The 26,323-nt window shown below is 35.5% G+C and carries 22 protein-coding genes and 1 pseudogene; 4 read left to right on the top strand and 19 right to left on the bottom strand.

Translation table 11 applies throughout. The features are described 5' to 3' along the window. Positions 1 to 91: 91 nt before the first annotated feature. Both DQM45_RS02935 and nagB read right to left on the bottom strand, forming a co-directional pair. Complete coding sequence (locus DQM45_RS02935; protein ID WP_003083305.1) at positions 92 to 808, bottom strand: pseudouridine synthase; 717 nt, start codon at positions 806 to 808, stop codon at positions 92 to 94. 70 nt (positions 809 to 878) lie between these two features. Next, positions 879 to 1,589 carry a glucosamine-6-phosphate deaminase gene (gene nagB / locus DQM45_RS02930; RefSeq protein ID WP_003085267.1) on the bottom strand — a complete coding sequence of 237 codons (711 nt, stop codon included), beginning with the start codon at positions 1,587 to 1,589 and terminating at the stop codon, positions 879 to 881. A 173-nt stretch (positions 1,590 to 1,762) separates the two neighbouring features. Between nagB and queA the strand changes: the two genes are divergently transcribed. Continuing rightward, positions 1,763 to 2,791: a tRNA preQ1(34) S-adenosylmethionine ribosyltransferase-isomerase QueA gene (gene queA, locus DQM45_RS02925; protein WP_003083635.1), complete on the top strand. Its 1,029-nt coding sequence runs from the start codon at positions 1,763 to 1,765 to the stop codon at positions 2,789 to 2,791. 71 nt (positions 2,792 to 2,862) lie between these two features. Here queA and DQM45_RS02920 read toward each other — a convergent pair whose 3' ends face one another. The 6 genes from DQM45_RS02920 to DQM45_RS02895 all read right to left on the bottom strand — a co-directional run bounded on the left by DQM45_RS02920 (position 2,863) and on the right by DQM45_RS02895 (position 9,753). After that, positions 2,863 to 3,909, bottom strand: a complete 1,047-nt coding sequence (locus DQM45_RS02920) for a serine hydrolase (protein WP_003083969.1) — start codon at positions 3,907 to 3,909, stop codon at positions 2,863 to 2,865. A 290-nt stretch (positions 3,910 to 4,199) separates the two neighbouring features. Further along, positions 4,200 to 4,808 carry a superoxide dismutase SodA gene (gene sodA, locus DQM45_RS02915; RefSeq protein WP_003082697.1) on the bottom strand — a complete coding sequence of 203 codons (609 nt, stop codon included), beginning with the start codon at positions 4,806 to 4,808 and terminating at the stop codon, positions 4,200 to 4,202. A 118-nt stretch (positions 4,809 to 4,926) separates the two neighbouring features. Then, on the bottom strand, positions 4,927 to 5,958 hold the full coding sequence (gene holA, locus DQM45_RS02910) for a DNA polymerase III subunit delta (protein ID WP_003084683.1): 1,032 nt from the start codon (positions 5,956 to 5,958) through the stop codon (positions 4,927 to 4,929). Between the two features lie 74 nt (positions 5,959 to 6,032). Then, positions 6,033 to 8,276, bottom strand: a complete 2,244-nt coding sequence (locus DQM45_RS02905) for a DNA internalization-related competence protein ComEC/Rec2 (RefSeq protein ID WP_306341356.1) — start codon at positions 8,274 to 8,276, stop codon at positions 6,033 to 6,035. Beyond that, a complete protein-coding gene (locus DQM45_RS02900; RefSeq protein WP_003085626.1) occupies positions 8,257 to 8,943 on the bottom strand; it encodes a helix-hairpin-helix domain-containing protein in 687 nt (228 codons plus the stop codon). The genes DQM45_RS02905 and DQM45_RS02900 overlap by 20 nt, the downstream gene beginning before the upstream one ends. Before the next feature lie 69 nt (positions 8,944 to 9,012). Continuing rightward, the gene (locus tag DQM45_RS02895; RefSeq protein ID WP_003083466.1) at positions 9,013 to 9,753 is read right to left on the bottom strand and encodes a lysophospholipid acyltransferase family protein; all 741 of its coding nucleotides are present in this window, start codon (positions 9,751 to 9,753) and stop codon (positions 9,013 to 9,015) included. Between the two features lie 147 nt (positions 9,754 to 9,900). On the opposite strand from DQM45_RS02895, the gene DQM45_RS02890 reads away from it, so the two are divergent. Genes DQM45_RS02890 through DQM45_RS02880 form a run of 3 tightly spaced genes read left to right on the top strand, consistent with a single transcriptional unit; the run spans position 9,901 to position 11,162 of the window. Next, positions 9,901 to 10,650 carry a tRNA1(Val) (adenine(37)-N6)-methyltransferase gene (locus DQM45_RS02890; protein WP_003086048.1) on the top strand — a complete coding sequence of 250 codons (750 nt, stop codon included), beginning with the start codon at positions 9,901 to 9,903 and terminating at the stop codon, positions 10,648 to 10,650. Beyond that, entirely contained in the window at positions 10,601 to 10,891 is a 291-nt protein-coding gene (locus DQM45_RS10335; RefSeq protein WP_081461248.1) for a DUF3923 family protein, read from the top strand. Before DQM45_RS02890 ends, DQM45_RS10335 begins: the two co-directional genes overlap by 50 nt. Then, positions 10,881 to 11,162, top strand: coding sequence for a GIY-YIG nuclease family protein (locus DQM45_RS02880; RefSeq protein ID WP_039984814.1), 282 nt, complete (start codon positions 10,881 to 10,883; stop codon positions 11,160 to 11,162). Before DQM45_RS10335 ends, DQM45_RS02880 begins: the two co-directional genes overlap by 11 nt. A 226-nt stretch (positions 11,163 to 11,388) precedes the next feature. On the opposite strand, the gene DQM45_RS02875 is transcribed toward DQM45_RS02880, so the two are convergent. From DQM45_RS02875 to DQM45_RS02825, 11 genes and pseudogenes are all read right to left on the bottom strand, one after another. Further along, a complete protein-coding gene (locus tag DQM45_RS02875; RefSeq protein ID WP_093958883.1) occupies positions 11,389 to 13,395 on the bottom strand; it encodes a KUP/HAK/KT family potassium transporter in 2,007 nt (668 codons plus the stop codon). A 127-nt stretch (positions 13,396 to 13,522) separates the two neighbouring features. After that, positions 13,523 to 15,139, bottom strand: coding sequence for a DEAD/DEAH box helicase (locus DQM45_RS02870; RefSeq protein ID WP_003084953.1), 1,617 nt, complete (start codon positions 15,137 to 15,139; stop codon positions 13,523 to 13,525). A 522-nt stretch (positions 15,140 to 15,661) separates the two neighbouring features. Beyond that, positions 15,662 to 16,483, bottom strand: a complete 822-nt coding sequence (locus tag DQM45_RS02865) for a hypothetical protein (protein ID WP_039985007.1) — start codon at positions 16,481 to 16,483, stop codon at positions 15,662 to 15,664. Positions 16,484 to 16,539: 56 nt separating this feature from the next. After that, positions 16,540 to 17,166, bottom strand: coding sequence for a DUF6287 domain-containing protein (locus DQM45_RS02860; protein WP_003082597.1), 627 nt, complete (start codon positions 17,164 to 17,166; stop codon positions 16,540 to 16,542). 156 nt (positions 17,167 to 17,322) lie between these two features. After that, on the bottom strand, positions 17,323 to 18,867 hold the full coding sequence (locus tag DQM45_RS02855; RefSeq protein ID WP_003085159.1) for a peptide chain release factor 3: 1,545 nt from the start codon (positions 18,865 to 18,867) through the stop codon (positions 17,323 to 17,325). 180 nt (positions 18,868 to 19,047) lie between these two features. After that, positions 19,048 to 19,740 (bottom strand): TMEM164-related integral membrane acyltransferase, encoded by a 693-nt coding sequence (locus DQM45_RS02850; protein WP_003082783.1) that lies wholly within the window; start codon positions 19,738 to 19,740, stop codon positions 19,048 to 19,050. A gap of 98 nt (positions 19,741 to 19,838) precedes the next feature. Then, entirely contained in the window at positions 19,839 to 21,203 is a 1,365-nt protein-coding gene (locus DQM45_RS02845; RefSeq protein ID WP_003085220.1) for a UDP-N-acetylmuramoyl-tripeptide--D-alanyl-D-alanine ligase, read from the bottom strand. 358 nt (positions 21,204 to 21,561) lie between these two features. Further along, entirely contained in the window at positions 21,562 to 22,608 is a 1,047-nt protein-coding gene (locus tag DQM45_RS02840) for a D-alanine--D-alanine ligase (RefSeq protein ID WP_003083583.1), read from the bottom strand. A gap of 124 nt (positions 22,609 to 22,732) precedes the next feature. Further along, a pseudogene (gene recR, locus DQM45_RS02835) lies at positions 22,733 to 23,328 on the bottom strand (recombination mediator RecR). 11 nt (positions 23,329 to 23,339) lie between these two features. Then, the gene (gene pbp2b / locus DQM45_RS02830) at positions 23,340 to 25,415 is read right to left on the bottom strand and encodes a penicillin-binding protein PBP2B (protein WP_180687834.1); all 2,076 of its coding nucleotides are present in this window, start codon (positions 25,413 to 25,415) and stop codon (positions 23,340 to 23,342) included. Positions 25,416 to 25,511: 96 nt separating this feature from the next. Further along, positions 25,512 to 26,273, bottom strand: a complete 762-nt coding sequence (locus DQM45_RS02825) for a formate/nitrite transporter family protein (RefSeq protein WP_003082602.1) — start codon at positions 26,271 to 26,273, stop codon at positions 25,512 to 25,514. Positions 26,274 to 26,323: the final 50 nt, after the last annotated feature.

Below are 26,323 nucleotides of genomic sequence, written 5' to 3'. Positions count from 1 at the left end.
CTATTCTCCTTAAAAATATTACCTACTCAGTATATAGTCACTTTTAATATTTTTCAAGGATTGTGAATTTTTTCATGTAACATTTTTTATCTCACTCTAAGTACTGCTTCACAATAGTCTTTTCGTGAGCCGTTAATGTTCTATACTCACCTGCTGCTAGATTTCCAACAGAAAATTCAGCAAAAGTAAGTCGCTTCAGATAGATGACCTTGACCCCATATGCTAAAAACATTTTTTTAATTTGGTGAAATTTCCCTTCAGAGAGTGTTACCTTGGCCACCGATTGTTTTTCCCGAGCTGACAAAATCTCGACAGCAGCTGCCTTACAGACCGTTCCATCAAGAAAGACAACACCAGACCTGAAGAATGATAGGAGATCATCACCTAAAAAACCATTAACGACAACATAATAACTTTTGTCGACATGATGTTTCGGATGTAACATACGAAAACCTAGGGGCCCATTGTCCGTTAGCAAGACTAAACCTTCAGTATCTCTGTCCAAGCGGCCTACAGGATAAAGGCTGGGAAATCGATCAGCTTCTGTCAAACAATCAATAACAGTTGGGTGTTCTCTATCCTTTAACGCAGAGACGACTCCTCTGGGTTTATTAAGAAAAAAATAGTGATGACCTTTTGCCCGCAAGACTTTACCATCCACTATAATTGTTTGGAGTCCTGGATCAACATTTTGTTGACCTCCAATGGCTACTCTATCGTCAACAATGATTTTTTTAGCACTAATTAATTTTTTAACTTGCCCTCTGGAGCCAATTTGACAAGTTTCTAACAATTTGTCTAAACGCATACTTATAGTTTAACACAAAAAAAACCGAAAGAAAGACAAGGTAGCCTCCTTTCGGTTAGAAATCTAAAGATTAAGGTCTAGCTAATTCTGACGCTGCTTCCTCATCAACAATTACAATCACATTTTTATGCTTTTGCAAAATTGAAGCTGGTAAGTCTTCGCTAACTGGGCCAGAAACCATTTTTTTGATAGCTTCTGCTTTGTCTTTACCAAAAGCCATTAGCACAATTGTTTTGGATAACATAATAGAGGCGATTCCCATAGATATTGCTTGTTTTGGTACATCATCAATACTCTCAAAAAAGCGACTATTGGCCTCAATCGTTGACTTTTCTAGGTTCACAACGTGTGTTGTCATCTCAAAAGAAGTCCCAGGTTCATTAAAGCCGATATGACCATTGCGTCCAATTCCCAATATTTGGAAGTCAATAGGATGATCCGCAATAACCTTATCATAAGCCTTAATTTCTTCTGCTAAATTAGTTGCTAAGCCATTTGGTAAGAAACTCTCCTTAAACGGTTTGGCATTGAATAACTGCTCCTTCATAAAATAGTTATAGCTTTGAGAATGTTCCTTTGGCAAACCCACATACTCATCTAAATTGATACTTGTCATCTCAGAAAAATCTAGATCACTTGCTACAACTTCTTGGTAAAAAGTAAGTGGTGTACTACCTGTTGCTAATCCTAAGGTTTTAGCACCATTAGACATAGCTTCTTTTAATAGTGAGAAAGCAACTTGCCCACCTTCAACTTGATTCTTTACATGAATTACTTTCATTTTATCTCCTTTTATTGGTATAGACCTTTTATGGTTTTATTATATGGTATATACCAATTTTTGTCAAGCTCATTATTTTTAAACTTTCTATAATGACGTAGACATCCTCACGTGATATAATAATTGGGATTGGGTTTATATCCACTAGGAGAAAAGCCCTTAAAGGAGCTAGAATGAATACAAACGACTTTGATTTTGAATTACCTGAAGAATTAATCGCACAAACACCACTTGAACAAAGAGACAGTTCAAAACTACTAGTTATCGATCACAAAACAAAAAAGATGGTTGACAGTCACTTTGACCATATCATTGACCAGCTTAATCCTGGAGACGCTCTAGTTATGAACAACACTCGTGTTCTACCAGCACGTCTTCATGGAGAAAAACCAGATACTCATGGCCATGTTGAACTTCTTCTTCTCAAAAATACCAAGGGTGACGAATGGGAAGTTTTGGCTAAGCCAGCTAAACGTCTCAAAGTAGGTAGCACCATCAGTTTTGGCGATGGTCGCTTAAAAGCAACGGTCATAAAAGAACTAGATCATGGTGGTAGAATAGTTTCCTTTTCTTACCAAGGAATTTTTCTAGAGGTTTTAGAAAGTCTTGGTGAAATGCCTCTTCCTCCATATATACATGAAAAATTAGATGACTCTGAGCGTTACCAAACTGTTTATGCTAAGGAAAATGGATCTGCAGCTGCTCCCACTGCAGGCTTACACTTCACACAGGAATTACTCCAAAAAATTCAAGAAAAAGGAATTCATTTAGTTTACTTAACTCTTCATGTTGGGCTTGGAACATTTCGCCCCGTTTCAGTAGATAATGTTGACGAGCACGAAATGCATTCTGAGTTTTACCAACTTTCTGAGGAAGCAGCTGATACTTTGCGCCAAGTAAAAAAAGCCGGTGGGCGTGTTGTTGCGGTTGGTACTACTTCCATTCGAACACTTGAAACAATTGGTAACAAATTTAATGGTGATATTCAAGCAGATTCTGGTTGGACTAATATATTCATTAAGCCTGGTTATCATTTTACTGTAGTAGATGCTTTTTCCACCAACTTCCACCTACCAAAATCAACCCTTGTCATGTTAGTTTCAGCTTTTGCTGGGCGTGATTTCGTTTTAGAAGCCTATAGACACGCTATCAGTGAACAGTACCGTTTCTTCAGTTTCGGTGATGCCATGTTTGTTAAATAAAAAATCATAAGTACCCGTTAATGGGTACTTATGATTTTTTATTTAAAATTTGTACTTTAAATATTCAGCAATCAAGCTTTATTTTGATTAACACGATGCCACTCGTTTATGACATAGGTGAGACCGGCCAGTTGATTATAACCCTCTCCTGAAATTTCAAAGGATTCTTCTGTACTTCCTCCCAGATTTTTAGTATAAAGAGCAATCAAATAAGGACTCTTTTCGCAGACAATAGCCCCTACATTCAAGGCTTCTCTCACATAGCCAGGCTTTTGGTAAATGGGAATATCAGGCAAATAGGTTTTATAATAGTCTCCTGGAAATGATTCACCAATATAATATAGGATATCCTTATACTTATTTTTATGCCTCCAAAGATAATCTAGAACTTGGATATAATACTCTGTTGTCGTCTTGTTACCCTCTTCAAGTATCGTTTTTATCTCTGATTTGGACTTACCATATCTACCAAACTTCTTATAAGCCTTGTCCATACCACCAAGACGATCAGCCAAAGCATAAGCTGGAGTATTTTCAGAATACATTAAAGAATATTCTTGCATTTCTGAAATAGACATTGCTCCAGCAAATTGATTAACATATGCCATGTGTTCCCTATCATACTCATAAGTTGTATTAGTTATATCAAAACGTTGTTCAAGGCTATATTTTCCTTTCTCTGTCTCATCAACAACTAACATGTTAAGAGGAAGTTTATAGGTTGAACCAGCAGTCATCGGTTGCCTATCGTTCATTGAGAAGGTTTTACCAGATTCTAGGTCTTTATAACTAAAAGCTATTTGAGTATGATTGATACCAAATTCATCCAAATAAGCTTTGACAGTATCTACTAAACTTAACTTATCATATTCATAATATAAACCTAAAGCATTCATCCTAGCTAAGTCAGCATCCATTACAGCCTTTTTGGCTTCTGCTGATTTTTCTACTGGATTTCTATTTTGCTTTACTACTTTTTTTACTTCTTGTGTCACTTGGTGCGTCTTAGCCTTTTCTAGAGCTGACGCTGTTACTATCAAACCTAAAGCAATGACCAAGACAACTAAAATAACAATATTAACTGTTTGAGGAATCTCAAAAAATCTTCTCTTACGCAACCCTATTCTCCTCTCAATTATATTTTATATTATTTTAATCAAAAATCAAGGGAATATTGCATTTTCTAGACAATTATATGTCAATAATATTACAGAACAAAGACATAGAGCTTTAAAAGAATTATTTTACCCAAAAAACCATATGCTAGACACAAAATTAGGCTTATTTAATTAGATTAAATAAGCCCTTGATCAACTAATCCTTTAAACTTCTCTGATATTAAAAAGAAATCTATTTCTGAACCAAAAAAACTGGCCTTTTGGTCAGTTCTTAATAAATCATAATCAGTTTAAGCTTTAGCAGCTTTATACAGTTCATCAACTTTGTTCCAGTTAATAATTTCAAAGAAGGCTTTGATATAATTTGGACGAACATTACGGTAATTTAAATAATAGGCATGCTCCCAAACATCAAGTCCCAAAATAGGTTGTTTTCCTTCAGATATTGGAGTATCTTGGTTTGCAGTAGACATAACTTCTAGTTTACCTTCTTTATTAACCACTAACCAAGCCCAGCCTGAGCCAAAACGGCTAGTTGCTGCAGTAGTAAAAGCGTCTTTAAAAGACTCAAAGGAACCAAATGCCTCATCAATTGCACTTGCCACATCACTAGTTACTTCAGTTTTTTCTGGAGATAGTAATTCCCAGAAAAGTGCATGATTGAGGTGTCCACCTCCGTTATTAACCAACGCTTGACGGATATCCTCAGGAATAGCTGAAACATCTGCTAAAAGCTCTTCAAGGTTTTCACCAATCTCTGGATGTTTTTCAAGTGCCGCATTAGCATTAGCAACATAAGTTGCATGATGCTTATCATGATGAAGTATCATTGTTTCTTTATCAAATTGGGGCTCTAAGGCATCATATGCATAGGGAAGTTCAGGTAAAATAATAGCCATTTGTATTCCTCTTTTCCATTATTGATAAGACTATAGTAACCTAATTTGATAGAGCTTTCAACTATTTTGATTAATTCTAAATAAGATATAACTAGTAGAATAACTTCCCAATTATACCTCAACCAATCATCAATTTAAGGAGGGCTAAATCAAATAAATAGGATTTATCATTGACTCCCTTTTTAATTTGATAATCAGTTTCAATCAATACTTTCACTACTCTTTCTAAATAAGCAGTACTTAAATTTTGTGAATCACGAATAGCGAATTTTACTTGATAGGGGTTAACTCTCCGTGCCATCAAATCAGAAAGAGCCACGACTATTTGTTGCTCATTCTTACCATCTTGCACTAACAACTTAATTTGTAAATATAATCGAAATTGTCCTATCAAAATAGCAATTAATTTGATTTCATCTTCACCAGCCAGTCTGAGATCATGAACCAATTCAGCTACTTGATCACTACTTCCTTGCAAAATAAAACGAGATAAATCAAAGATATTATCATGAAGTGTTTTTGGAATTGCCTCATCAACGTCTTCTAAAGAGATATTACCTTGTCCCTTATATGTTTTTAAAAACAATAAATTTTTTGCCATCTCGCTAAAGTCACCATTGGATTTTAAAAGAAGCTTATCAAAAACACCACTATCAAATATCAGCCCAATTTCTTTTCCCCTTGACTGAAAATATTGCTTTAATTCTTCTTCTTTTAAAGGAAGTGCTTCAATAACCTCGGCATCGCGCTTTAATAACTTAACGATACGTCTCTTTCCATCTAGCTTCCCAGGCGCAAAGATGATTAACTTTGTCGTTCCTAGAGGGTTCTCCAAATAGCTTTCGAAAGATTTGAGCTCATTTTCCTTCAGGTAATTCTTTTTTTGTGTCGTAATATCAACAAAATAATCAAAGATAACAAATTTGGTATCAGCGAAAAAGGGAAGACTTAGTAAATCCATTTCTGCTTCAGAATATCCTCCTTCTGACAAATCAAAATAGGAGTAGGTTAAGTCATCTTTATCATAAGCAATTATTTTCAAGACTTCCTCTTTAATCTGGCTGAATTGACCTAAATCATCACCTGTAACCAAGGTTACAAGACCTAGTTTATCTTTTGACAATTTCTTTACTTTTTCAATTGCAATCATGTACCTATTATACCATCTTATCTTTAAAATTGAAGAAATGCTCTTAGATTTCTACTATCTAAAAATCTCTCTTGTTAGCGACAAGTCTCAATTTCCCACTGCCGTCGTCCAGTAAATCGTATGGATCCTTGTTGATCCGTCCGATAAACCTTGACGTGTCTCTCTTTAAACCGTTCTAAAGTTTCGGGACTTGGATGCTTAAAAGCATTATTGTTACCAGCAGAAATCAAAGCAACCTTCATTGATATTGTATTTAGAAAATCTTCTGTAGAGGATCCTTTGGAACCATGATGACCAACTTTCAAAATATCGACTTTTAAGTTTGGATATTTTGAAAGTAAAGCTTTTTCACCTTCTGCTTCAATATCTCCTGTAAAAAGAAAGTTTTTTCCTAATAAACGGCCATATAAAACTAAAGAATCATTATTCTTACCATCTCCTATTGACCATGGATAAAGAACCTGTAAGTAACTCCCCATTATAGAAAGTCGGTCACCGGCTTTAACCAACTTTGTTTTTATTTTCATAGCTTTAATCCTATTCACAAAACTAACATTTTTCATACTTCCCTGACTAGTTAAAATCTCCTTAACTTCAAAGTTTTTAGCAACTTCTTCCATATCTCCTACATGATCATTGTCGGTATGAGTTAGTAATAGATAATCAATTTTTGTAATCCCCCTTGACTTGAGATAGGGAATAAGGGTTCTATCAGCATTAGTTTGTCTATACTTTTTTTGCCAAGCTTCTCTCCCATCAAAATGGTGTACGCCACCGACATCAATCAAAAGAGTTTTGTTATTCATATCTCTAATTAAAATACTATCTCCTTGCCCAACATCTACAACGGTAATTTCATTACGAAACGGTATCCTCATACTCAGAAAGAGTAAAACAATTACACAAGTTGGTAAGAAAACTGTTTTCTTTTTTGAGAGTTGATTGACAAAAAAAGCAAGAGCCATGATAAGCAGGAAAAATTGGATTACATTTGGATTCCCTAAAGTAATAGGCTTACTGGTATACCCTTCAATAAGATGAACTAATTTTTCCATAAGTAAAAACAAACTATTAAAGATACTGAATTTTATCAATGGAGATAAAAGAAAGGTTATGCATAAGATAGGGAGAATTACATTATCAAATAGAAAAGAAAAAAGAATAGTCAATAAAATAGCTATTACGTTATATTGCGAAAAATAACTAATTATAAACGGGAGAAGACAAAAATTTAAAGCGAAAGTTTCATAAACTCTTCTTCTAATCCCTTCAAAACTTTCAAAACGAAGGACTGTAATAAAAAAAGCATAAGCAAAGGATAGAACGCCACCAATACTCAGTAGAAATTGACGATCACAAATAAACATAAGCAAGAAAGCTAAAGCAATATTATCAAGTCCTTTAAAGCCAAAATTTCTTAAATTACTTTGCCACAAACTCCGTAAAACAGAAATGCTAAAACCAGTGATAAAGGCATAAAATAAAGAAAACAAAATATCTAAATAAGGAAAATAATCTCTAGGAATACCTAAAAGTATCAATAGTTTACGAAAATAGTTAAGGAAAAAAGCAACTTGCATTCCCGATAAAGCAAATAGATGAATAATTCCTAGTTGACTATAAATCCGGGTCATTTCACCGAAAGACTTATCTAAATAGCCAAATAAAAGTCCCGTCATATAATCCGACATTGGTTTAGGAAATTCTTTTTGACAAATTATGATAGCCTGGCGTCGCCAAGTTCGTACAATCTCGATTAAATTTCTAGTTGGGCTTTTTGATAACTGATTTAACTCTTTTATATGGCCTATACGGTGTATTCCTTGATATTTTAAAAATGCTCGATAATCGAAGCCCGAAAAATTGCGAATACCCTCAGCTTCTTCCAAAGCTATCTCAGAAACAATTTCCAAATAGTCTCTGTTTTCCCTAAAAAATACTAATTCTCTTTTGCTCTTCAACTTATAAAAAAGCTTATAACTATTATGTTTATGCTCTCCAGTGAAGGTTAAAGAATCTCCATTAATGGCAACTGTATCTGGAATAAGTCTGACTTGACTAATTGTATTCGGTTGTTGATTATAAATTTTATTTTCTTGCCACTGCCAATAGTTAAACAGAGACATTGTTGAAACTGAAAGGCATATTAACCACGGAATAATTCTTTTTTTGTAATGTTTGATAACTAAAAAGATTATTAAAATATCTACAATTATAAGAGGAATGCTGGGAAAACGAACTGTGTAATAAGAAAAAATAACAAGATAGACAATCTGAATTAAAGGCATAGGCAACTGCCTAATCAATGCTAATATCATCTTTGAGTTTCTCTAATGTCTTTTTCCCAATTCCAGAAATCTTTAAGAGATCTTCTAGTTTCTTAAACCCTCCTTGACTCTCTCGAACATCAATAATTTCCTTGGCTCTCTTCTCTCCAATTCCCGGAATCTTTGTTAAATCTTCAAGTTTTGCGACATTGATATTAATTTTTGAATCAACAATTTCGTTATCTATCGTACTAAAATTACCACTACTTTCTTCTTTAGGAATAACTGATCTATTCTCACCAATTTTGGCAATATACACTACACTACCGTCGCTTAATTTTTGAGCTAAATTAACAGCTCTCCTATCAGCAAATTCCGTAAGCCCACCCGCCTTTTTGATAAGATCTGTCACACGACTTTCCTTATTGAGACGATAGACACCTTCTTGCTTGACTGCCCCTTTGATATCTACGATAATTTTTCTATTAGCTTCTTCTTGAGCTGATGCTGATTCTATAGCACTAGCTTTTGTTTCCTGGCTTTCTTGGATTGTCTCAAGTTTTACAGTTGAAGCAGTATTGTCAGGCATCTCTTTTCTACCAACTAAGAAGATAATGAGTAAGAAAACAAGCCCAATAGATAGCAGTATTGTCAGTAACTGTATTTTCGATACAAGATAGCACATTTTGTCTTTACAAGATATCAAGTGTTTAATCATTCCTATCACCTCAATTATTTATTCGAAAATATGATGAAAAACATAAAAAAAAATATCCCGAAAGATATTTTAATGAGTATGTTTATCTGGATCCCAAATAAAACTAGCTAGTAGAGAAAATAATAGCGTTAATAGTAAGACAATTATCGCAATCAAAACTAACGGCAAGCGATAAATATAAGTTAAAGGATTTCGTCTTTTTCCAGGCTGAAATTGAGCATTTTCTTCATCAATCCGAACAAACTCTGCTTGGATACGACTGGCAACTTCTTTAATCCCTTCGTCGTTCATCCGTTTTATATCTGAGATATCGATAGGACGACCAAAATTCATATCAACGCGATCACCTAAAATAAGGCCTTTTAGCGTCATTGGTCCAGCATAAGCAGCTGGCAGAATTTTAACCTTGGCCATCTTGGCGATAACGGCAACGCCTCCTTTTACATCTTTCGAATGACGACTTCCACTAGGAAACATAACTAAGGAACGATTTTTCTTTTTTAAAACATTTACAGGATAACGGATAGCATCAGGTGAAGGTTTATCCCTATCAATTGGAAAAGCACCACACATTTTTATCCACCATGCAAAGATTCGATTGGCAAATAATTCCTTTTTCGCCATAAATACAAACTGTTTTGGTCTCGCAGCAAACGCCATATAAACCGGATCCCAAAAAGTTCGGTGAGGAGCCACTAAAATATAATTTTCATCAGCTGGCAAAATATTTTTCTCATTATGGTAATGTGAATTACCATTCACAACCCATAAAATAAAGACAACAAGCCCACGTAAATATGCGTAAAACACCCTATTCTCCTTCAATCATTTTAACTTCATTTATTGTATCACGAATACCATCTTTGTCAAATTCTATGTCAAAATAGCCACTTAGCTCGTTGCGCTATAAAGTAAGTCGTTATTTCTCAACAGATACTTTTCTGTTATAATATTTTTATGACAGAAGAACTTTTAAAAACTGGGGAACGTATTGATCAATTATTCTCAAACGATGTTAAAATTATTCAAAATAAGGATGTTTTTTCTTATTCAATTGATAGTGTTCTATTATCACGATTTCCAAGGCTACCTTCTAGAGGCCTAATTGTTGATTTGTGTTCTGGTAACGGTGCCGTTGGCCTCTTTGCTAGTCGCAATACTAAAGCACAAATCGTGGAAATTGAAATTCAAGAGCGGTTGGCTGAGATGGCTGAACGATCGATTAAACTCAATCAGTTAGAAAAACAAGTCTCTATAATCTGTGATGATTTAAATAATCTATTAGATCATGTCCCTAGATCAGGAGTTGATCTTATCCTCTGTAACCCACCTTACTTTAAATCAACTAAAAGTTCAAAGAAAAATATCTCTAAACATTATCTCTTGGCTCGCCATGAAATCACTACAAATTTAGAAGAAATCTGTAGTATTAGTCGACATGCTTTAAAATCTAACGGACGTTTAGCTATGGTTCATCGACCAGATCGTTTTATTGAAATAGTGGATTCTTTACAAAAATATGGCCTAGCTCCCAAACGAGTTCAATTCGTATATCCTAAAGCTAGTAAAGAAGCAAACATGCTATTAATTGAAGCTATCAAGGATGGCTCTATTGAAGGCATGAAAATCTTGCCACCACTTATTGTTCATAAAGAAAATGGCGATTATACAGACGATATCAATACTCTTTATTTTGGTACAAAGTAACGACAGAAGGACAATTTTACAAATGAAAAAGACCTTATTGATCTTTAATCTCACACTTTTTGTTTTATTTTTTATTGTTGCGTTCTTTTTATGGACTCGAGAAACTGATGGAACTGGCACAATACAAACAACTCATTCCCGTCTGTTTACAGAACTTGTTTGGTGGGCTTTTTATTTGCTAATACTAGCATTGCAAAGTCTCATCATTCTCATAAAAAAGGCAATTACTCATGATAAATAAGAAAGCTTATATGTATGTTTTAGAATGTGCTGACAAGACACTTTATACAGGATATACAACTGACATCGACAGAAGGATTAAAACCCATAATGAAGGGAAGGGAGCTAAATACACGCGTTCTCGCTTACCAGTTAAACTACTATATACTGAATCTTTTGAGAGTAAGCAAGAGGCTATGAGTGCAGAGGCACTTTTCAAGAAACGAAAAAGTCGTCAAGAAAAATTAATTTATATAAAAGAACATCAGACTTTTTTAAAGAAAGAGAGCTGATATAAACTGTAATTTCTCAAAATCTCTAAAAGTGTAGTATTATAGCCATAAAGGCGATCAAAAAATGTTTCTTTGCCAACTGTAATGGCTGATAAAAAAACTCCTTGTCAACCTAGCAAATAAACTAAAAATAAATGGACTTAGTTCTGTATTAAAGAGAACTAAGTCCATTTTTAAGATACAACAGTCAACTTTTTGAAGTCAGTTGAAATGCTTTTACTGGTTTTTAAATTGTTTCAGCTTTTGACTCAACTTCTTTCACTTCTTTTATTGGTAATTTCAAGATATCAGAGAGCATGAGTGGAACTAGCTCTACTTTTACCTCTGAATATTGCAAACCAAACCAACGAGTAGGCGTTGCTGTGAAATGTTTGATACTTGCTTTTGTTTGCATGATAAAGCGTTCAAAACCACTTAACTGTCTAGCCTGAGAAACACGTTCTTCAATGATAACGAAGCGGAAATCTCCCACTTCACGCCCACGAGAAATTGAATACTCCTGAACTTGTTTTGGTAAACGACCACTTTCCATTAAGTCTTGAACAATAGTTCTTAAATAGCGTGGAACTGTTTGAGGCATTCTGAAACCTAAATAGAGTTCTACTTTAACCATGTAGTCCGTTCCCATCATATCAACCTTGTATTTAGCTGTGTAAGGTTCATCTGTTACCTTTACATTCACAAACCAATACACTTTAGCCCGCTTTGGACGTTTATCCAAGATGGAATATAGGATCGACTTATCAATCATGTTGTCATTAATTCTATTGGTCAAATACACAACATTCGTTTGATACAAATCAATAGATGTGTCATCTCGAAGAGCCTTGATTTGTTCACGATAATCTAGTAGATTAAGAGACTTAACATATTTGAATACAATCTTAGTCCCTCGGTGCCAAATGAACATTAAAGAAACTATTGTTAGCGCAATGATAACAACCACATATCCCCCATGGAAGAACTTAACAGCTGAAGCCCAAAAGAAGATAAATTCAATAGCTGCAAAAAATGACATGACTAAGTGAGCAAGAACTGATCTCATTCCGCGCTTAATAAGATAGTAATTAAGCAGAATCGTAGTCATTAACATCGTAATTGTAATGGCTAGACCATAGGCCGACTCCATATGAGCGGAATTTCTAAAATACAAAACTGTACTTGATGTAATGATGAATAAAACCCAGTTAATTACAGGAATATAAAGTTGACCCAAGTTTTCACCCGGGTAGGTAACTCTAAAGAGTGGAAAAATTTTCAAGCGCATGGCTTCTGCTACCAAGGTAAATGAACCTGTTATTAAAGCTTGTGAGGCAATAATAGCAGCTAGCGTTGCCAAAATAACAGCATAAACGCGAAAATCTTCAGGAACACTGGCAAAGAATGGATTTAACTCTATCCCACTATTTTTATTAGCCAAAATCCAAGCTCCTTGACCACAATATGATAAGAGTATACAAACCTTAACAAATGGCCAACTAACATAAATATTACCACGACCAACATGCCCCAAATCTGAATAAAGGGCTTCTGCACCGGTAGTTGCAAGGAAAATAGAACCTAAGATAAAAATGCCACGGTGATTTTCCGGGCTCAGTAATAAGTGAATAGCATAGTAGGGATTGATGGCTTTAAAGATTTCCAAATGCCCAAGGCTGTTCATTATCCCAGTCAAGCCAAGAAAGCTAAACCAAATAAACATAACAGGACCAAATAGTTTACCAATCATACTTGTTCCAAATCTTTGAATACTGAACAGTGTTAGTAGAATCAATAAAGTGGTAATAATAACATTTGTTTGATTGGCATAGATGTGATCAATACCAGGCACAGCTTTCAGGCCTTCAATCGCTGAAGTAACTGTTACTGCAGGAGTCAAGGCACCATCTGATAATAGAGTTGCTCCACCAATCATGGCTGGAACAATGAGCCACTTCGACATTCTTCTAACCAAAGTGTAGAGAGAAAAAATACCACCCTCATGATGATTATCCGCCTTTAAGGCTATCCAAACATATTTAACAGTAGTGATTAGGGTTAAAGTCCAAAAAATTAATGAAACTGAACCTAAGATAAACTGTTCAGATATTTGCGATAAACCATCTTGATTCTCAACTAAGGATTGCATGGTATAGAGGGGGCTAGTTCCAATATCACCATAGACAATTCCAAGTGCAATAATAAATCCAGCTTTTGTAGCTTTATCAAAAGCTGGGTGATTGGCATTAGACATCCAATCGTCCTCCTAATATTCATTAAAAATACCAAAAATGGTTGAACTCATTATAACAAATTATGAAATAAAAAGATATGAAAGACAAATAAAAAGAAAGCTGAAAACGCGTTCAGCTCTCATTCAATTATTCACCTTTATGACGGATGACGAATCCAGAATCCTTACCTGTAGACTTTTTATCTTTGTTAAAGAATTCTTTTGCCTGACGTTTTGGCTTACGCTTAAAGTCACGACTTCCGCCATTCTCATCACGTTTGTCTTTACGACGGTCATCACGTCTTTCTCCTCCACGACGGTCATCACGTTTCCCTCGGTAACCACCACGGCGTTCACCATCACGGCTACTTCTACCTCGACCACCTTTAGAAGATTTTTTACCGCCCCCGTGACCACCACCAACGTATTTGAATGGAAGTGGTTTTTCACGTGCAATTTCAACTTCTGGTTGATCTGCCGGATCTTGAACGGTTAAACTCAAAATATAAAGTGCTAATTCTTCAGGTGTGAATTCAGAGGCTAATTGAATAGCATCACCTTTAAACTTTTCAAAGTTTGAGCGAATTGTTTCATCTGCAAAATCACGCTCAATCTTTTTAAGTGCCACTTTTTTCTTTGCTTGAAAGGCTTCTTCAGCTGTTGCTGGTTTCAGCGGTTTCATTTGTTTCTTAGTCAAGTTTTCAATCATGCTTAAGTAACCCATTTCATTTGGTGAAACAAAAGTGATTGATTCTCCTGATTTACCAGCACGACCTGTACGACCGATACGGTGAACATAAGACTCTGGATCTTGTGTGATATCGTAGTTATACACATGCGTTACGTTTGAAATGTCAAGACCACGCGCAGCAACGTCTGTTGCTACTAAGATATCAACTTGATCTCCCTTAAAATCACGGATAACACGTAAACGTTTATTCTGATCAAGGTCACCATGAATACCTTCAGCACGGAAACCTCGTAATTTCAAACCGCGAGTAATTTCATCGACGCGACGCTTTGTCCGACCAAAAACAATTGATAATTCTGGTTGGTCAACGTCCATCAAACGTGTCATGGTATCAAATTTTTCTTGTTCTTTAACACGAACATAATATTGTTCAACATTTACATTTGTAAGTTCTTTATTTTTAATTTGAACATGCTCTGGATTTTTCATAAACTTAACACCAATTTGTTTAATAGGTGCTGGCATAGTTGCTGAAAATAGCAAGGTTTGGCGTTCCTCAGGGACACGGCTAATAATGGCTTCAATATCTTCTAAGAAGCCCATATTAAGCATTTCGTCAGCTTCATCCAAAATAAGGGTTTCAACATGGTCAAGTTTTAATGCTTTACGTTTAATTAAGTCAAGTAAACGACCGGGTGTACCAACAACAATATGAGCTCCTGATTTAAGGGCTTTAATTTGTTTATCAATACTTGCACCACCATAGACGGAGCGAACTTTAACGCCTTTATCACGACCAAAACGAAAGAGTTCTTCCTGACTTTGGACAGCAAGTTCACGCGTTGGGGCAATAACAAGTGCTTGTATGATATTTTCATCCGTACGGATCTTATTCAAGGTTGGAAGACCAAAAGCAGCTGTTTTACCAGTTCCTGTTTGTGCTTGACCAATGACATCTTTTCCTTCTAAAGCTAATGGAATAGTCATCTCTTGGATAGGAGATGCTTTTTCAAAACCTGCTGTTACAACAGCTGATTGGATGTCTTCAGATAAGTTTAATTCTGTAAATTTCAAATGTTTCTCTTTTCTAAAAAAGCAGTGCGAAGCTGCCTTATAAGCCTTTATAGTTCTGTCGTTCAATTAACAACTAGACTAGTGTAACATAATTAAATCTAAAAAGATAGGAAAGAAGTTATGAAAAGGTTTTTATAAAAAAATAATAGTAGAATATGGACTAAGTAATCTTTTTTATTACTATTTAACTCTATCATATAATAGTGTCCTCTTTATCCTATTTTTAAGCAAAACTAATGGGTGAGATGAGTTGACCAAACTCTTTAGACCTAGTAAAAAAGCCAAAAACACTAGGTTTTTGACCTTCTGAGATTTTTAGTGTAGAAGCTATTCATAGAGTAACTACTGCTTAAGCTTGGAATTAAGAACTAGAAGAAGGTTGGCTGATATTATAAAACTCCTCTATCTCCCTCAAATGGCTAATCGCCTAACTTTGTGACCTGCCGTTTTAGCTAGCTACATAACATAGCTTAAAGAGTCAAGGTTTTTTCTTCAATTTGGACTTCCTTGGAGACCTCGTTTTTATTGTTTAATAAGTGTTGGACCAGTCAGCGGGACATTATAATCAAATTCTGAATCAATCCCGGTCTGCCATAGGATCGGTGTTAGACTATTCCCCTCAACATGCATGCCAAAAACGTACTTGATATTGTAACCACCAATACCTCCAAGAATCATAATAGCTTGATCTGCACCATAATTTCCTACTAATTGATAATTCCCATTTCCTCTATCATAAACGCCCTTAAAATGAACCGTTTTGGATTGGACATCAGAACTTGACTTCAGTGATTGATCTACGCGAGTGACTGTACCATCCTCACTAATGGTAATCGTCACAAAAAAATCAGACTTAAGTTGAATAGCCCAAGTTCCAATGCTAGAAACTGGCATGGGAGCCAAAGCTGATCTATCTAGTGTTGGTGTCATTTCTTCTGAGGATTGACTTGCCTTGCTTACTTGAGCGCTATTTTCTTTATCATCTAGAACATTAGGTTGATTAACCTCTTTAGTCACACCTGTCACTGGAATTTCTGAACTTGGACTAGTTTTATCCCTAGGAGGTAACATAGCTTGCTGGTTTTGGGCTTCTTGACTCTGTCCTTTATCAAGATCAGTCTTATTATTTAGGAATTCTACGGTCTTCATTTTCTTGTCGCCGGTTTTCTTTGACAGTTTGGAAAGGTTACTTGTATTTTTATTAGCAACAGCTTTTTTTTGTTTAAGAGAAGTTACCCTATTTGGAAAATGCTCTTTACCCGCCTCTTTATATTGCCCGAGATAAAGAATACTTGAACAAGCCAATAACACAACTAAAACACTAACCACAAATTTCTTTGTCATTTTCATCTTCCTCCTGAAGAATGATATATTACGAATATTATAATGACATTCCTTGATTATTGTCTATAAAATGGGTGTTCATCTGCATGGACAGATTGCCCTATAGCAATGGAATCTTGGTTATATACTGTACCAATATGGATATTTTTGACGCTAGCTGGTGTTACTATAAATCCAGCTCCAGTAATATTAGCTAAATAACAGCCATCTTTAATAAAACCCGTCCCAATTTTATCATGTCCCCTAGTCACACTACCATCAGCTTTTTTGTAGTCAAGCGTAAAACTACCGTCTGCTTCAATAATCAGAATTTCTCCTAAATCATTTTTCCAAGTCCCCGCTATTACTGAAAAATCACGGTTATCTAACCTGGTAACAAGGGCATGAGCCGTATTGATTTGATCAGTTTGAGAGTCAACAGTCTGAGTAGGAACTTCTTGGCTACTACTTTGTTCAGGTTGGCTTCCTTTTTGACTACTACTATTGAGGTCTCCCGTATGACTGCTATTTTCCTGACTGGGATTCAATATTTCTTTTTTTGTTTCAACTTTTTTAACTCGTGTCTGACTAATTTCCTTTTTAGTTGTTTGCTCTTGAGGTTTAAAAATAAGCGATTTTACCGTTATGAAGGTTAGTAAAATCAAAATAAGTGCTGATAAGAGAATAATGAACCTTTTTTTCATAATACGACTCCAAAAAATATTTTTTATTTATTATAATTAGATTATATCACTTAAATTTCAATTTGCAACACTTTTGTAACATTAATGAAATATATGTTATCTAGAAGTAAAATATATAAAAAAAGCTAAACTGTACAGTTTAGCTTTTTAAGAGTATTACATTTTTTCTTCTAGTTGGACATCTGGGTATTTATCAGCAAACCAACGGAGGGCAAAATCATTTTCAAACAAGAAAACAGGTTGATCAAAACGGTCCTTAGCCAAAATATTACGACTTGAGGACATTCGTTGATCTAAGTCTTCTTCTTTAATCCAACGAACAGTTTTCTTGCCCATAGGAGTCATAATCACCTCTGCATTATATTCACCTTCCATTCGGTGTTTAAAAACTTCAAATTGGAGTTGACCAACAGCGCCAAGCATGTACTCCCCTGTCTGATAATTTTTGTAGAGTTGAATAGCCCCCTCTTGCACCAATTGCTCCATCCCTTTGTGAAATGATTTTTGTTTCATGACATTTTTTGCAGAAACCTTCATAAAAATTTCTGGCGTAAAGGTTGGTAAAGGCTCAAATTCAAATTTATTTTTGCCGACAGTTAGGGTATCACCCACCTGATAAGTCCCTGTATCATAGACACCAATAATATCACCAGCAACAGCATTTTGAACATTTTCCCGCGACTCAGCCATAAATTGGGTAACATTGGACAATTTTACACTTTTACCAGTACGACTTAAGTTAACACCCATTCCTTTAACAAATTCGCCTGAAACGATACGGACGAAGGCAATGCGATCTCTATGACGAGGATCCATATTGGCCTGAATCTTAAAGACAAAACCGGAGAAATCTTTATCTAAGGGATCAATCACTTTCTCATCTGTTGTTTTATGGCCATGTGGCTCAGGAGCAAACTCCAAGAATGTATCAAGAAAAGTTTGAACACCAAAATTTGTCAAAGCTGAGCCAAAGAAAACCGGAGTTAATGTACCAGCCAATATGGCAGCTGCCGAAAATTCATTTCCAGCTTCTTGGAGTAACTCGATATCTTCAAGAGATTGTTCATAGAAGGGATTGTTAGCAAAAAGTTTAGCCCCTTCTTCTAAGTCTGCAAACCGTTGTTCCCCTTTATAAAGTTCTAAACGTTGATTGTGCAAATCGTAAAGACCTTCAAAAGCTCTTCCCATACCAATTGGCCAATTCATAGGATAAGAAGCAATTCCAAGAACCTCCTCTAATTCTTCTAACAGTTCAAGAGGTTCACGACCATCACGGTCAAGCTTATTGATAAACGTAAAGACCGGTATACCACGATGTTTCACAACTTCAAATAATTTTTTAGTTTGTGCTTCAATACCTTTGGCAGAATCAACTACCATAACAGCCGCATCAACAGCCATCAAGGTCCTGTACGTATCTTCAGAAAAGTCTTCATGCCCCGGCGTATCCAAAATATTAACACGCTTACCTGCATAATCAAATTGCATAACAGATGATGTTACTGAGATTCCTCTTTGTTTTTCAATATCCATCCAGTCTGATTTTGCAAATGTTCCCGTTTTTTTCCCTTTTACAGTCCCAGCTTCACGGATTTCGCCACCAAAATAGAGTAATTGCTCAGTGATTGTTGTTTTACCAGCATCTGGGTGACTAATGATAGCAAAAGTTCGTCTTTTTTTTATTTCTTCTTGTATTGACATAGGTCTTCCTTAGTTAATTACAGTTCTTTTTAATTGTACTATATTTATTATTTATGTTGATAACAATTGTATCATTTCCAAGTAATGCTACATTGGGTACTCCTCAATATTTAAAGTAAAAAAGTGCCGGATTATCGACAACTTCTTTATTATATCGGATTTTAAATGCTTTAGCAATGACTATCCTTTTACCAAAGGAGCAAATGCTTCTTCTTTTAAGCAGTAACGGACATACACTAATTCTACTAGTCTCGCTAACATCCATAAACCTAGTGTTAGTAAGCAAAAATTCCCTACTAGATGACGACTATGTAGCAGAGGCAATTCCATAACAAAGCCATAATTACCACCAGTTAAAATGTTGACGGTTATTAATGAAAAGTGGAGAGTCGCTAAGAAAGTGAGAGAGAACGTAGACGACGACAAATCCCTATCATAATACTGAAGTAGGTATATAAGCGCATTGACTAGTAAGGCATAATGACCTATATAAAATGCAAAGTTAGTCACATGAGTGAGAGGATAAGGATATAAATCAGGGGAAAATAAGGCAAGAATTGATCCGCCTATTCCCAATAACATCATCAATTGCTTAAGCTTAGTTTTGTTTGGAAACAAAAAAATAGCTAGCATGCCGATACGACAATGATATAAAGGCAAAGCTTCAGCCGGAGGGAAGCCTTTTAGGATATACCAACCATAAAAAGTTATGAGTTGAAATAATTGGAGGGCTAGGAAAAAATACCGAAATCCCTTTTTTTGATAATAGTTTAATGTTAAATAGATTAGAACAGGAACCAACACCAAACATAAAAGATAAAATTGCAAGCTAATACGTGGCAGTTCCGTGGGAGTTAAGGCAAAAAAATTCATAATAAATCCTTTCTTGATTTTTTAATTATACCTTAATCATAACTTTTGGACAAGTTAGATTGGCAATTAAAAAACAAAAAATTTATTAAGAATCTTTGCTACGCCAAAAGACGATTTACAACTTCTTCTAAATTCATTGAATGACTTCCCTTTACCAAAATCTGATCATTAGCCCCAAGTATTTCTTGAACATGATGACATAAGTCTTCAAACTGATCTTCCGTGTCGGTCTTTCTAAAGAAGAAGACTTTTCCGATTGGATACAATTGACTAGCTAACTGTGCTAAAGCTTCAATATCCTTACCATAAAAAATTAAATGATTAATGTCATCTGGATTCAATGCCTCTATTAATTGGCAATGTAAGTCAACTGAACTCGGTCCTAATTCTTTCATATCTGCCAATAAGGCAATTTTTTGGCCATCTTGATTCGGTGCAATCTGTGTAAAGGTTTCTAAGATAAGACGCATGGCAGTAGGATTTGCATTATAGACGTCTGATAATATATCCGCTCCATTGCTAGCTTTCTTCCACTCTGTTCTGTTGCGTGTCAGTTGCACATGTTCTAAAGCTTCAATAATATCTTCATCAGCAACAGCTAAGAGCTTCCCAACATAAGCAGCAAGCATAGCATTTGTTGCGTTATACTTACCTGATAATGGCAAAGTAAGAGCTTGATTCAAAACATTCGTTGTGAATGATAGGCTGTTTTTACTTTCCTCAATCGATTTGACAAAAATTTCTTGATTTTCACCAAAGCGGATAACCATTTGGTTTTCAGGTAAATAAGGATCAATAATAGGGTCTCCCGGTGCAATCAAAATGCCATGAGAATTCATGCCATCAGTAATTTGCATTTTCCCTTGAGCTATTTTTTCTCGGCTACCAAAGAATTCTAAATGAGCTTCACCAATTAAAGTTACAACAGCAATATGGGGCTGGGCAATTTCTGAAAGAAGATGAATATCTCCCAGATGATCTTGACCCATTTCAAGAACAATTTTTTCAGTATCATCGGGCATATGAAGAACCGTATAAGGCAAACCAATTTCGTTATTGTAGTTTCCTTGGGTCTTATAGGTTTTGTAGGTTGTTGCTAGTACAGCCTCAATCATATCCTTGGTAGAAGTTTTTCCATTTGACCCCGTAACAGCAATAACATCTAAACGCATTTTTTCGATATAGTACTTAGCAAGCTTTTGAAATGCTTTCAAACAATCCTTAACAAGAAGATAGGGATGTCCACTAATCTCTTTTTCGGAAAATGTAGCGACTGCTCCACTCTCAAAAGCCTTATCTATAAAATCATGACCATCTCTCTCCCCTTTTAAAGGTAGGAAAAGATCCCCTTTTTCAATTTTACGGCTATCAAATTCGATTTGTTTCAGGGGAACATCATCAAATTCAGAAATAATATTCTGAGCCTCCACGACCTTTGCAACTTCATACAATGATAATTTCATAATATTTCCTTCTTTTTTACAGTAACAAAAAAATTCTCACACCCATTATACCACTTTTTACAAAGAAAATTATGATATTTTAAATTGCTAAAATATATACTATTATTTTTTACTAGCAGTTGAATTAAAACTTCTAATAAACTAAACAATTATCTTTATTTTAATTAGGACCTTCATTTTCTATCTTCTTTTACTTCAATTTTATTTTCAGATCATAGTTTAAGTACAGGCTTATAATTGCAAGCCCTTGAATACTACCACTGAGGATTATAGGCTCTCATATTACTAGTACCTGCCTTACAAAAATGATGTTAAAATAAAAGAACAGAGTGTTATCATCACTTTGTTCTTTTGAGTATTAAATTAAATGACTTTCACGCTTTTCAAACATCTCAATCGCTAAAATAACTAACCTTTCAATAAGTTCAGGATACGAAAGTCCCATATTCTCCCATAGCAAAGGATACATGGACCATTGTGTAAATCCTGGCATAGTATTCAACTCATTTAAATAGATAAAGCCATCTTTTGTTAAAAAGAAATCACAACGGGACAACCCACAGCATCCTAGAGCTTTAAAAGCATTTTCTGCATAGATGCGCATTTTGTTAGCAAGGTCTGTCTCAAGCTCTGCTGGAATTGCCATTGTAATTTTATTATCAATATATTTAGCCTGATAATCGTAAAAAGCTACTTCCTTAACCACTTCACCGGGAAGTGTTGATGCAATATCAGTATTGCCTAAAAGGCCAACTTCAATCTCACGCGCATCAACTCCTTGCTCAATTAAAATGCGACTATCGTATTGTAAGGCTAATTGAATAGCCTCTCTCAACTCAGTTTCAGAATCAGCTTTTGAAATCCCCACTGATGAACCCATATTCGCCGGTTTTACAAACATAGGAAAGCTTAATTTGGTCAGTGTTTCCTGGATACATTCTTCTAAGGAATTGCCTTCAATAAAAACATTATAAGCAACCTGAGGCACTCCCGCAGATTCTAAAACTCGCTTAGTTGTAATTTTATCCATGGCAACACTTGAAGATAAAATATTTGTTCCAACATAGGGCATTTTAAGAACTTCTAGAAAACCTTGGATAGAGCCATCTTCTCCCATTGGCCCATGCAGTATAGGAAAGACAACTGCTCCTTCTTCATAAATATCACTTGCTTTAACTTGAGCATCTGCAACAATCGTTTGATTGGTCATTAATTTTTCAGTTTCGGCTGGTTTTTGATTCCATTCTTGAGTTTTATAAAAATCACCAGACTGCGAAATGAAATAAGTTTTGACGAAGAAGCGGTCATAATTAACGGCTCTCATCACACTTTCTGCTGATAAAACTGAAACTTCACGCTCTGCAGAACGGCCACCGTATAACAAGACAAGTGTTTGTTTGGACATTTTCTTTTTCCTATCTGAATTAAATTTCTATTAATTATAACAAAAATTTGAAAGCATTTCAAAAGCAAATCGTTCAAAATAAAAAGAAAGGAGTTCCTACTTGAACTACCTTTTCTTTTCTATTTTATAACTCTGTCCGATTTTCAATAGCCCTCAAAAGAGTTACTTCATCTGCATATTCAATATCTGAGCCTACTGCCAACCCCTAGCTAGCCTAGTAACCTTAATTCCTGCAGGCTTTAGAATTCTTGAAATATACATTGAGGTTGCTTCTCCATCTGCAGTGGCACTGGTTGCAATAATCACTTCCTGAACATCGCTATCCATAAGACGAGTAATTAATGCTTTCAGATTGATATCATCTGGACCAACCCCATTCATGGGAGAAATCAAGCCGTGTAAAACATGATAGTAGCCATGATACTCTTGAATTTTCTCCATTGCAGAAACATCTTTGGACTCTTCAACCACCAAAATTTGACTCTTGTCTCGGCTTGGGTCCATACAAATAGAACATGGATCCTCATCCGTTAAATTACCACAAATAGAACAGTAGGTTAATTCACGTTTGGCCGCTAATAGATTTTTAGCAAAGTCATTCACATCATCATCACTCATACTGATAGTATAAAAAGCTAGCCTTGTAGCTGTTTTAACTCCAATACCTGGTAATTTTGAATAAGACTCAATTAATTTCGCTATAGGCGTTGGGTATAACACTCTGATCTCCTTTATGATTTTACATTCATTGATAGGTATAAATTAATAATATCTCTTGCCATATATTGATGAGCTTTAGCTAGAGCGTCGCTAGCATGTGGATACATAATGGCTACTGCAATCTGCGGCTCCTGACTAGGTCCATAAGCAACAACATTGAGATTAAAAGTAGCTACGGTATTGCCATTCTTATCTTTAGCATACGTTTCAGCAGTTCCCGTTTTACCACTAATAGTAACAGATGAGCCAGCCATGCCTTTACCAGTAGCATAGGGACTACCACTATTTACAACTTGATAAAAACCATCCTGAATTATCGCCAACTGCTCATGGTTTAGTTGAACCTGATTCAACTCTTTAGTTGCAATTGTCTTCTCAAGTTGACCAAGTCCCTTACTACCATCATTGTGATAAACACCTTCAACCAAATGAGGTGCTACTCTCTTACCTCCATTTGCAATTGTCGAAACATACTGTGCTAATTGCATCGCAGTATAGTTATCAAACTGTCCAAACGCTTCTGTGATAACATTTGAAACAGTATATTTGCCAGCCACATAACCGGTAGATTCACCAGGTAGATCAATACCAGTAGGTGCCCCTAAGCCAAAACTAGCATAAGCTTTGCGCAGTTCCTCCATTGTTTTTTTCATGCCATCACTTGTTAAGGACATTCCAACATGATAATCTTGTCCCATCATTTTCAGAGCAATCTGCACCATATAAGTATTTGAGGAATACTCCAAAGCTTGAATAGCTGAGATATTTTGTTGACCAAAAGTAAACCAAGAATTTATTGGTTTAGAATTTCCAAACTGAATTGGCTGATCCGTTAAAATTTGATTCCCAGTAATAACTCCTGTTTGCCAACCAGCTGCTAAGGTAGCTCCTTTGACTACCGAACCTGGAGTAAAGACGTTAGTAATAGTTCCTAGAGCATTCTTTTCCAATTGACCCGTTTCCAAGTCTTGAGAAAGTCCTGACATTGCCAGAACAGCACCAGTCTTAGGATTCATAGCAACAGCATAAGCTCCTTCTGAATACTTAGCTTTGCCTTCGGCAATTTCTGATTCAAAATATTTTCTTATAATTTTATCGACACCATCTTGAAAATCTGTTGCAATAGTCAATTTCAAGTTTTTCCCATTTTCACCTTTATGAGTGATTTTATCGGAGACAATTTTTCCTGATTTATTTGTTTTTATTTCCCGAACTTCATGTTGACCTTGTAATTGATTTTCATATTGTCGTTCAAGATAGGAGGTTCCTACCCGGTCGTTCAGAGCATAACCCTTTTTTATATATTCTGCTGCTTCTTCTTGAGGCAGACCTGCTTCTCGACTGGATACCTTCCCAATAATTGAATTCAAGCTAACATCTTCCACTTTGCGGTTCCAATCAGTTGTCACGGAAATCCCTGGTAGTTTTGCTTTATTGGCTACCAGATAAGCTATTTCTTGATCTGTTAAATCTGCGGTTCTTAGAGTTATCGTATTAAAACTGGCTACCGCGTTCATTTGGTTAAAAATAGAAATAACTTTTTCTTCCTCCGAAGAATAATTAAGTTCATCTTTGGTGACAGAAGCTAAAGCATGTTGATAGATTTTTCTTTCAGTCAAGCTGTTACCGTAAGCATCAACTTTTTTATTCTTAGGTAATTTTTTAACCACTTTAGCATAAACCTTAGGATCAGCTAGATAGTAATCCTTCTTAGCACGTAGACTAACTTTAACATCATTATACCTTACATAATCAGCTAAGTTTTTAGCTAATGTTCTTAGGTCATTTGCCGAAGCATCAGGATTTCTTGTAAATGAAATAACTTCTTTTATTTCATTACCAACCAACAATTTTCCTTTTTGGTCAAAAATCATTCCCCGTGGTGTTGAACTTTTAACTTTATAAACGGTTGAGGACTTAAGCTTTGCATCATAAAAAGCCTTATCTTGAATTTGCATTTGTGCTAGGCGCAAGATTAAAACCACAAAAAGAAAGACAATAATAGAAAATAAAAGGTTTATCCGGCGAGGTATACTTGCTTTTCTCTTAACAACAACTAATAATTTTGACTCTTTTTTGATGACAATACCCCCTTTTAAACTTCGCATTCTATTTTATCATAAAATATAAAAAGAAAACTGAGAATGAAGTTCTCAGTCAGGATTTTTTTCTATTTTATAATACTAGTGGTGGTAAAATGCTTTGTAATAGAAGAGACTGACAAAGACTGCACCACCTACAATGTTACCTGCATAAACCAAGGTGAAGTTTTGTAAAAATGCTAACCAAGTTGCCCCATTTTCAAATATAGCTGCAGGTATAATAAAGGCATTAGCCACACTATGCTGAAAGCCTAAAGCAACAAAAGTCATCACTGGAAACCAAATACCTAGCAATTTACCGCTGGCATCACTAGCACCATAGTTTAACCATAGGGCAAGTCCGACAAACCAGTTACAGCCAATACCAGATACAAAGGCTTGTAAGGGACTGGCCATAATCTTTGCTTGTGCGACGTGAATAACTTCTTCTTTAAAGACTCCACTTGAGGTTAAGCCGAGAAAATGACCAAAAACGTAGGCAACAAAAATAGCGCCAATTAGATTAAAAAGAGTTATGATTAACCAATTATGTAGGAGCTTTTTAAAGGGGATTTTTTGGGCAAAAAAGCTAGCCGATACAGCCATCATGTTTCCAGTAATTAATTCACCACCGGCCATCAGGATAATAATTAACCCTATAGGAAAGGCACATGCCCCTAAAATACTTGAAAAAGCACCGAAAGTTTCTAAGCCACTGGCAGCAATTCGGACATATAAGAGGTAGCCAAGGCTAATCATAGCTCCTCCAATAAAACCTAAGATAGCTTTTGCAAGAAAAGGCTTTTCAACTTTGTGCTGGCCAATAGCAATCGTAGTTTGGATAATCTCTTCTGGACTCTTCATGGTTACCTCTTTTGTTATAGTCTTCACAATTCTTTTTCTAGTATACCAAT

The organism is Streptococcus porcinus, from assembly GCF_900475415.1.
In the GTDB taxonomy this organism is placed as follows: Bacteria; Bacillota; Bacilli; order Lactobacillales; family Streptococcaceae; genus Streptococcus; species Streptococcus porcinus.
This window is presented reverse-complemented; position numbering and strand designations above follow the sequence as displayed.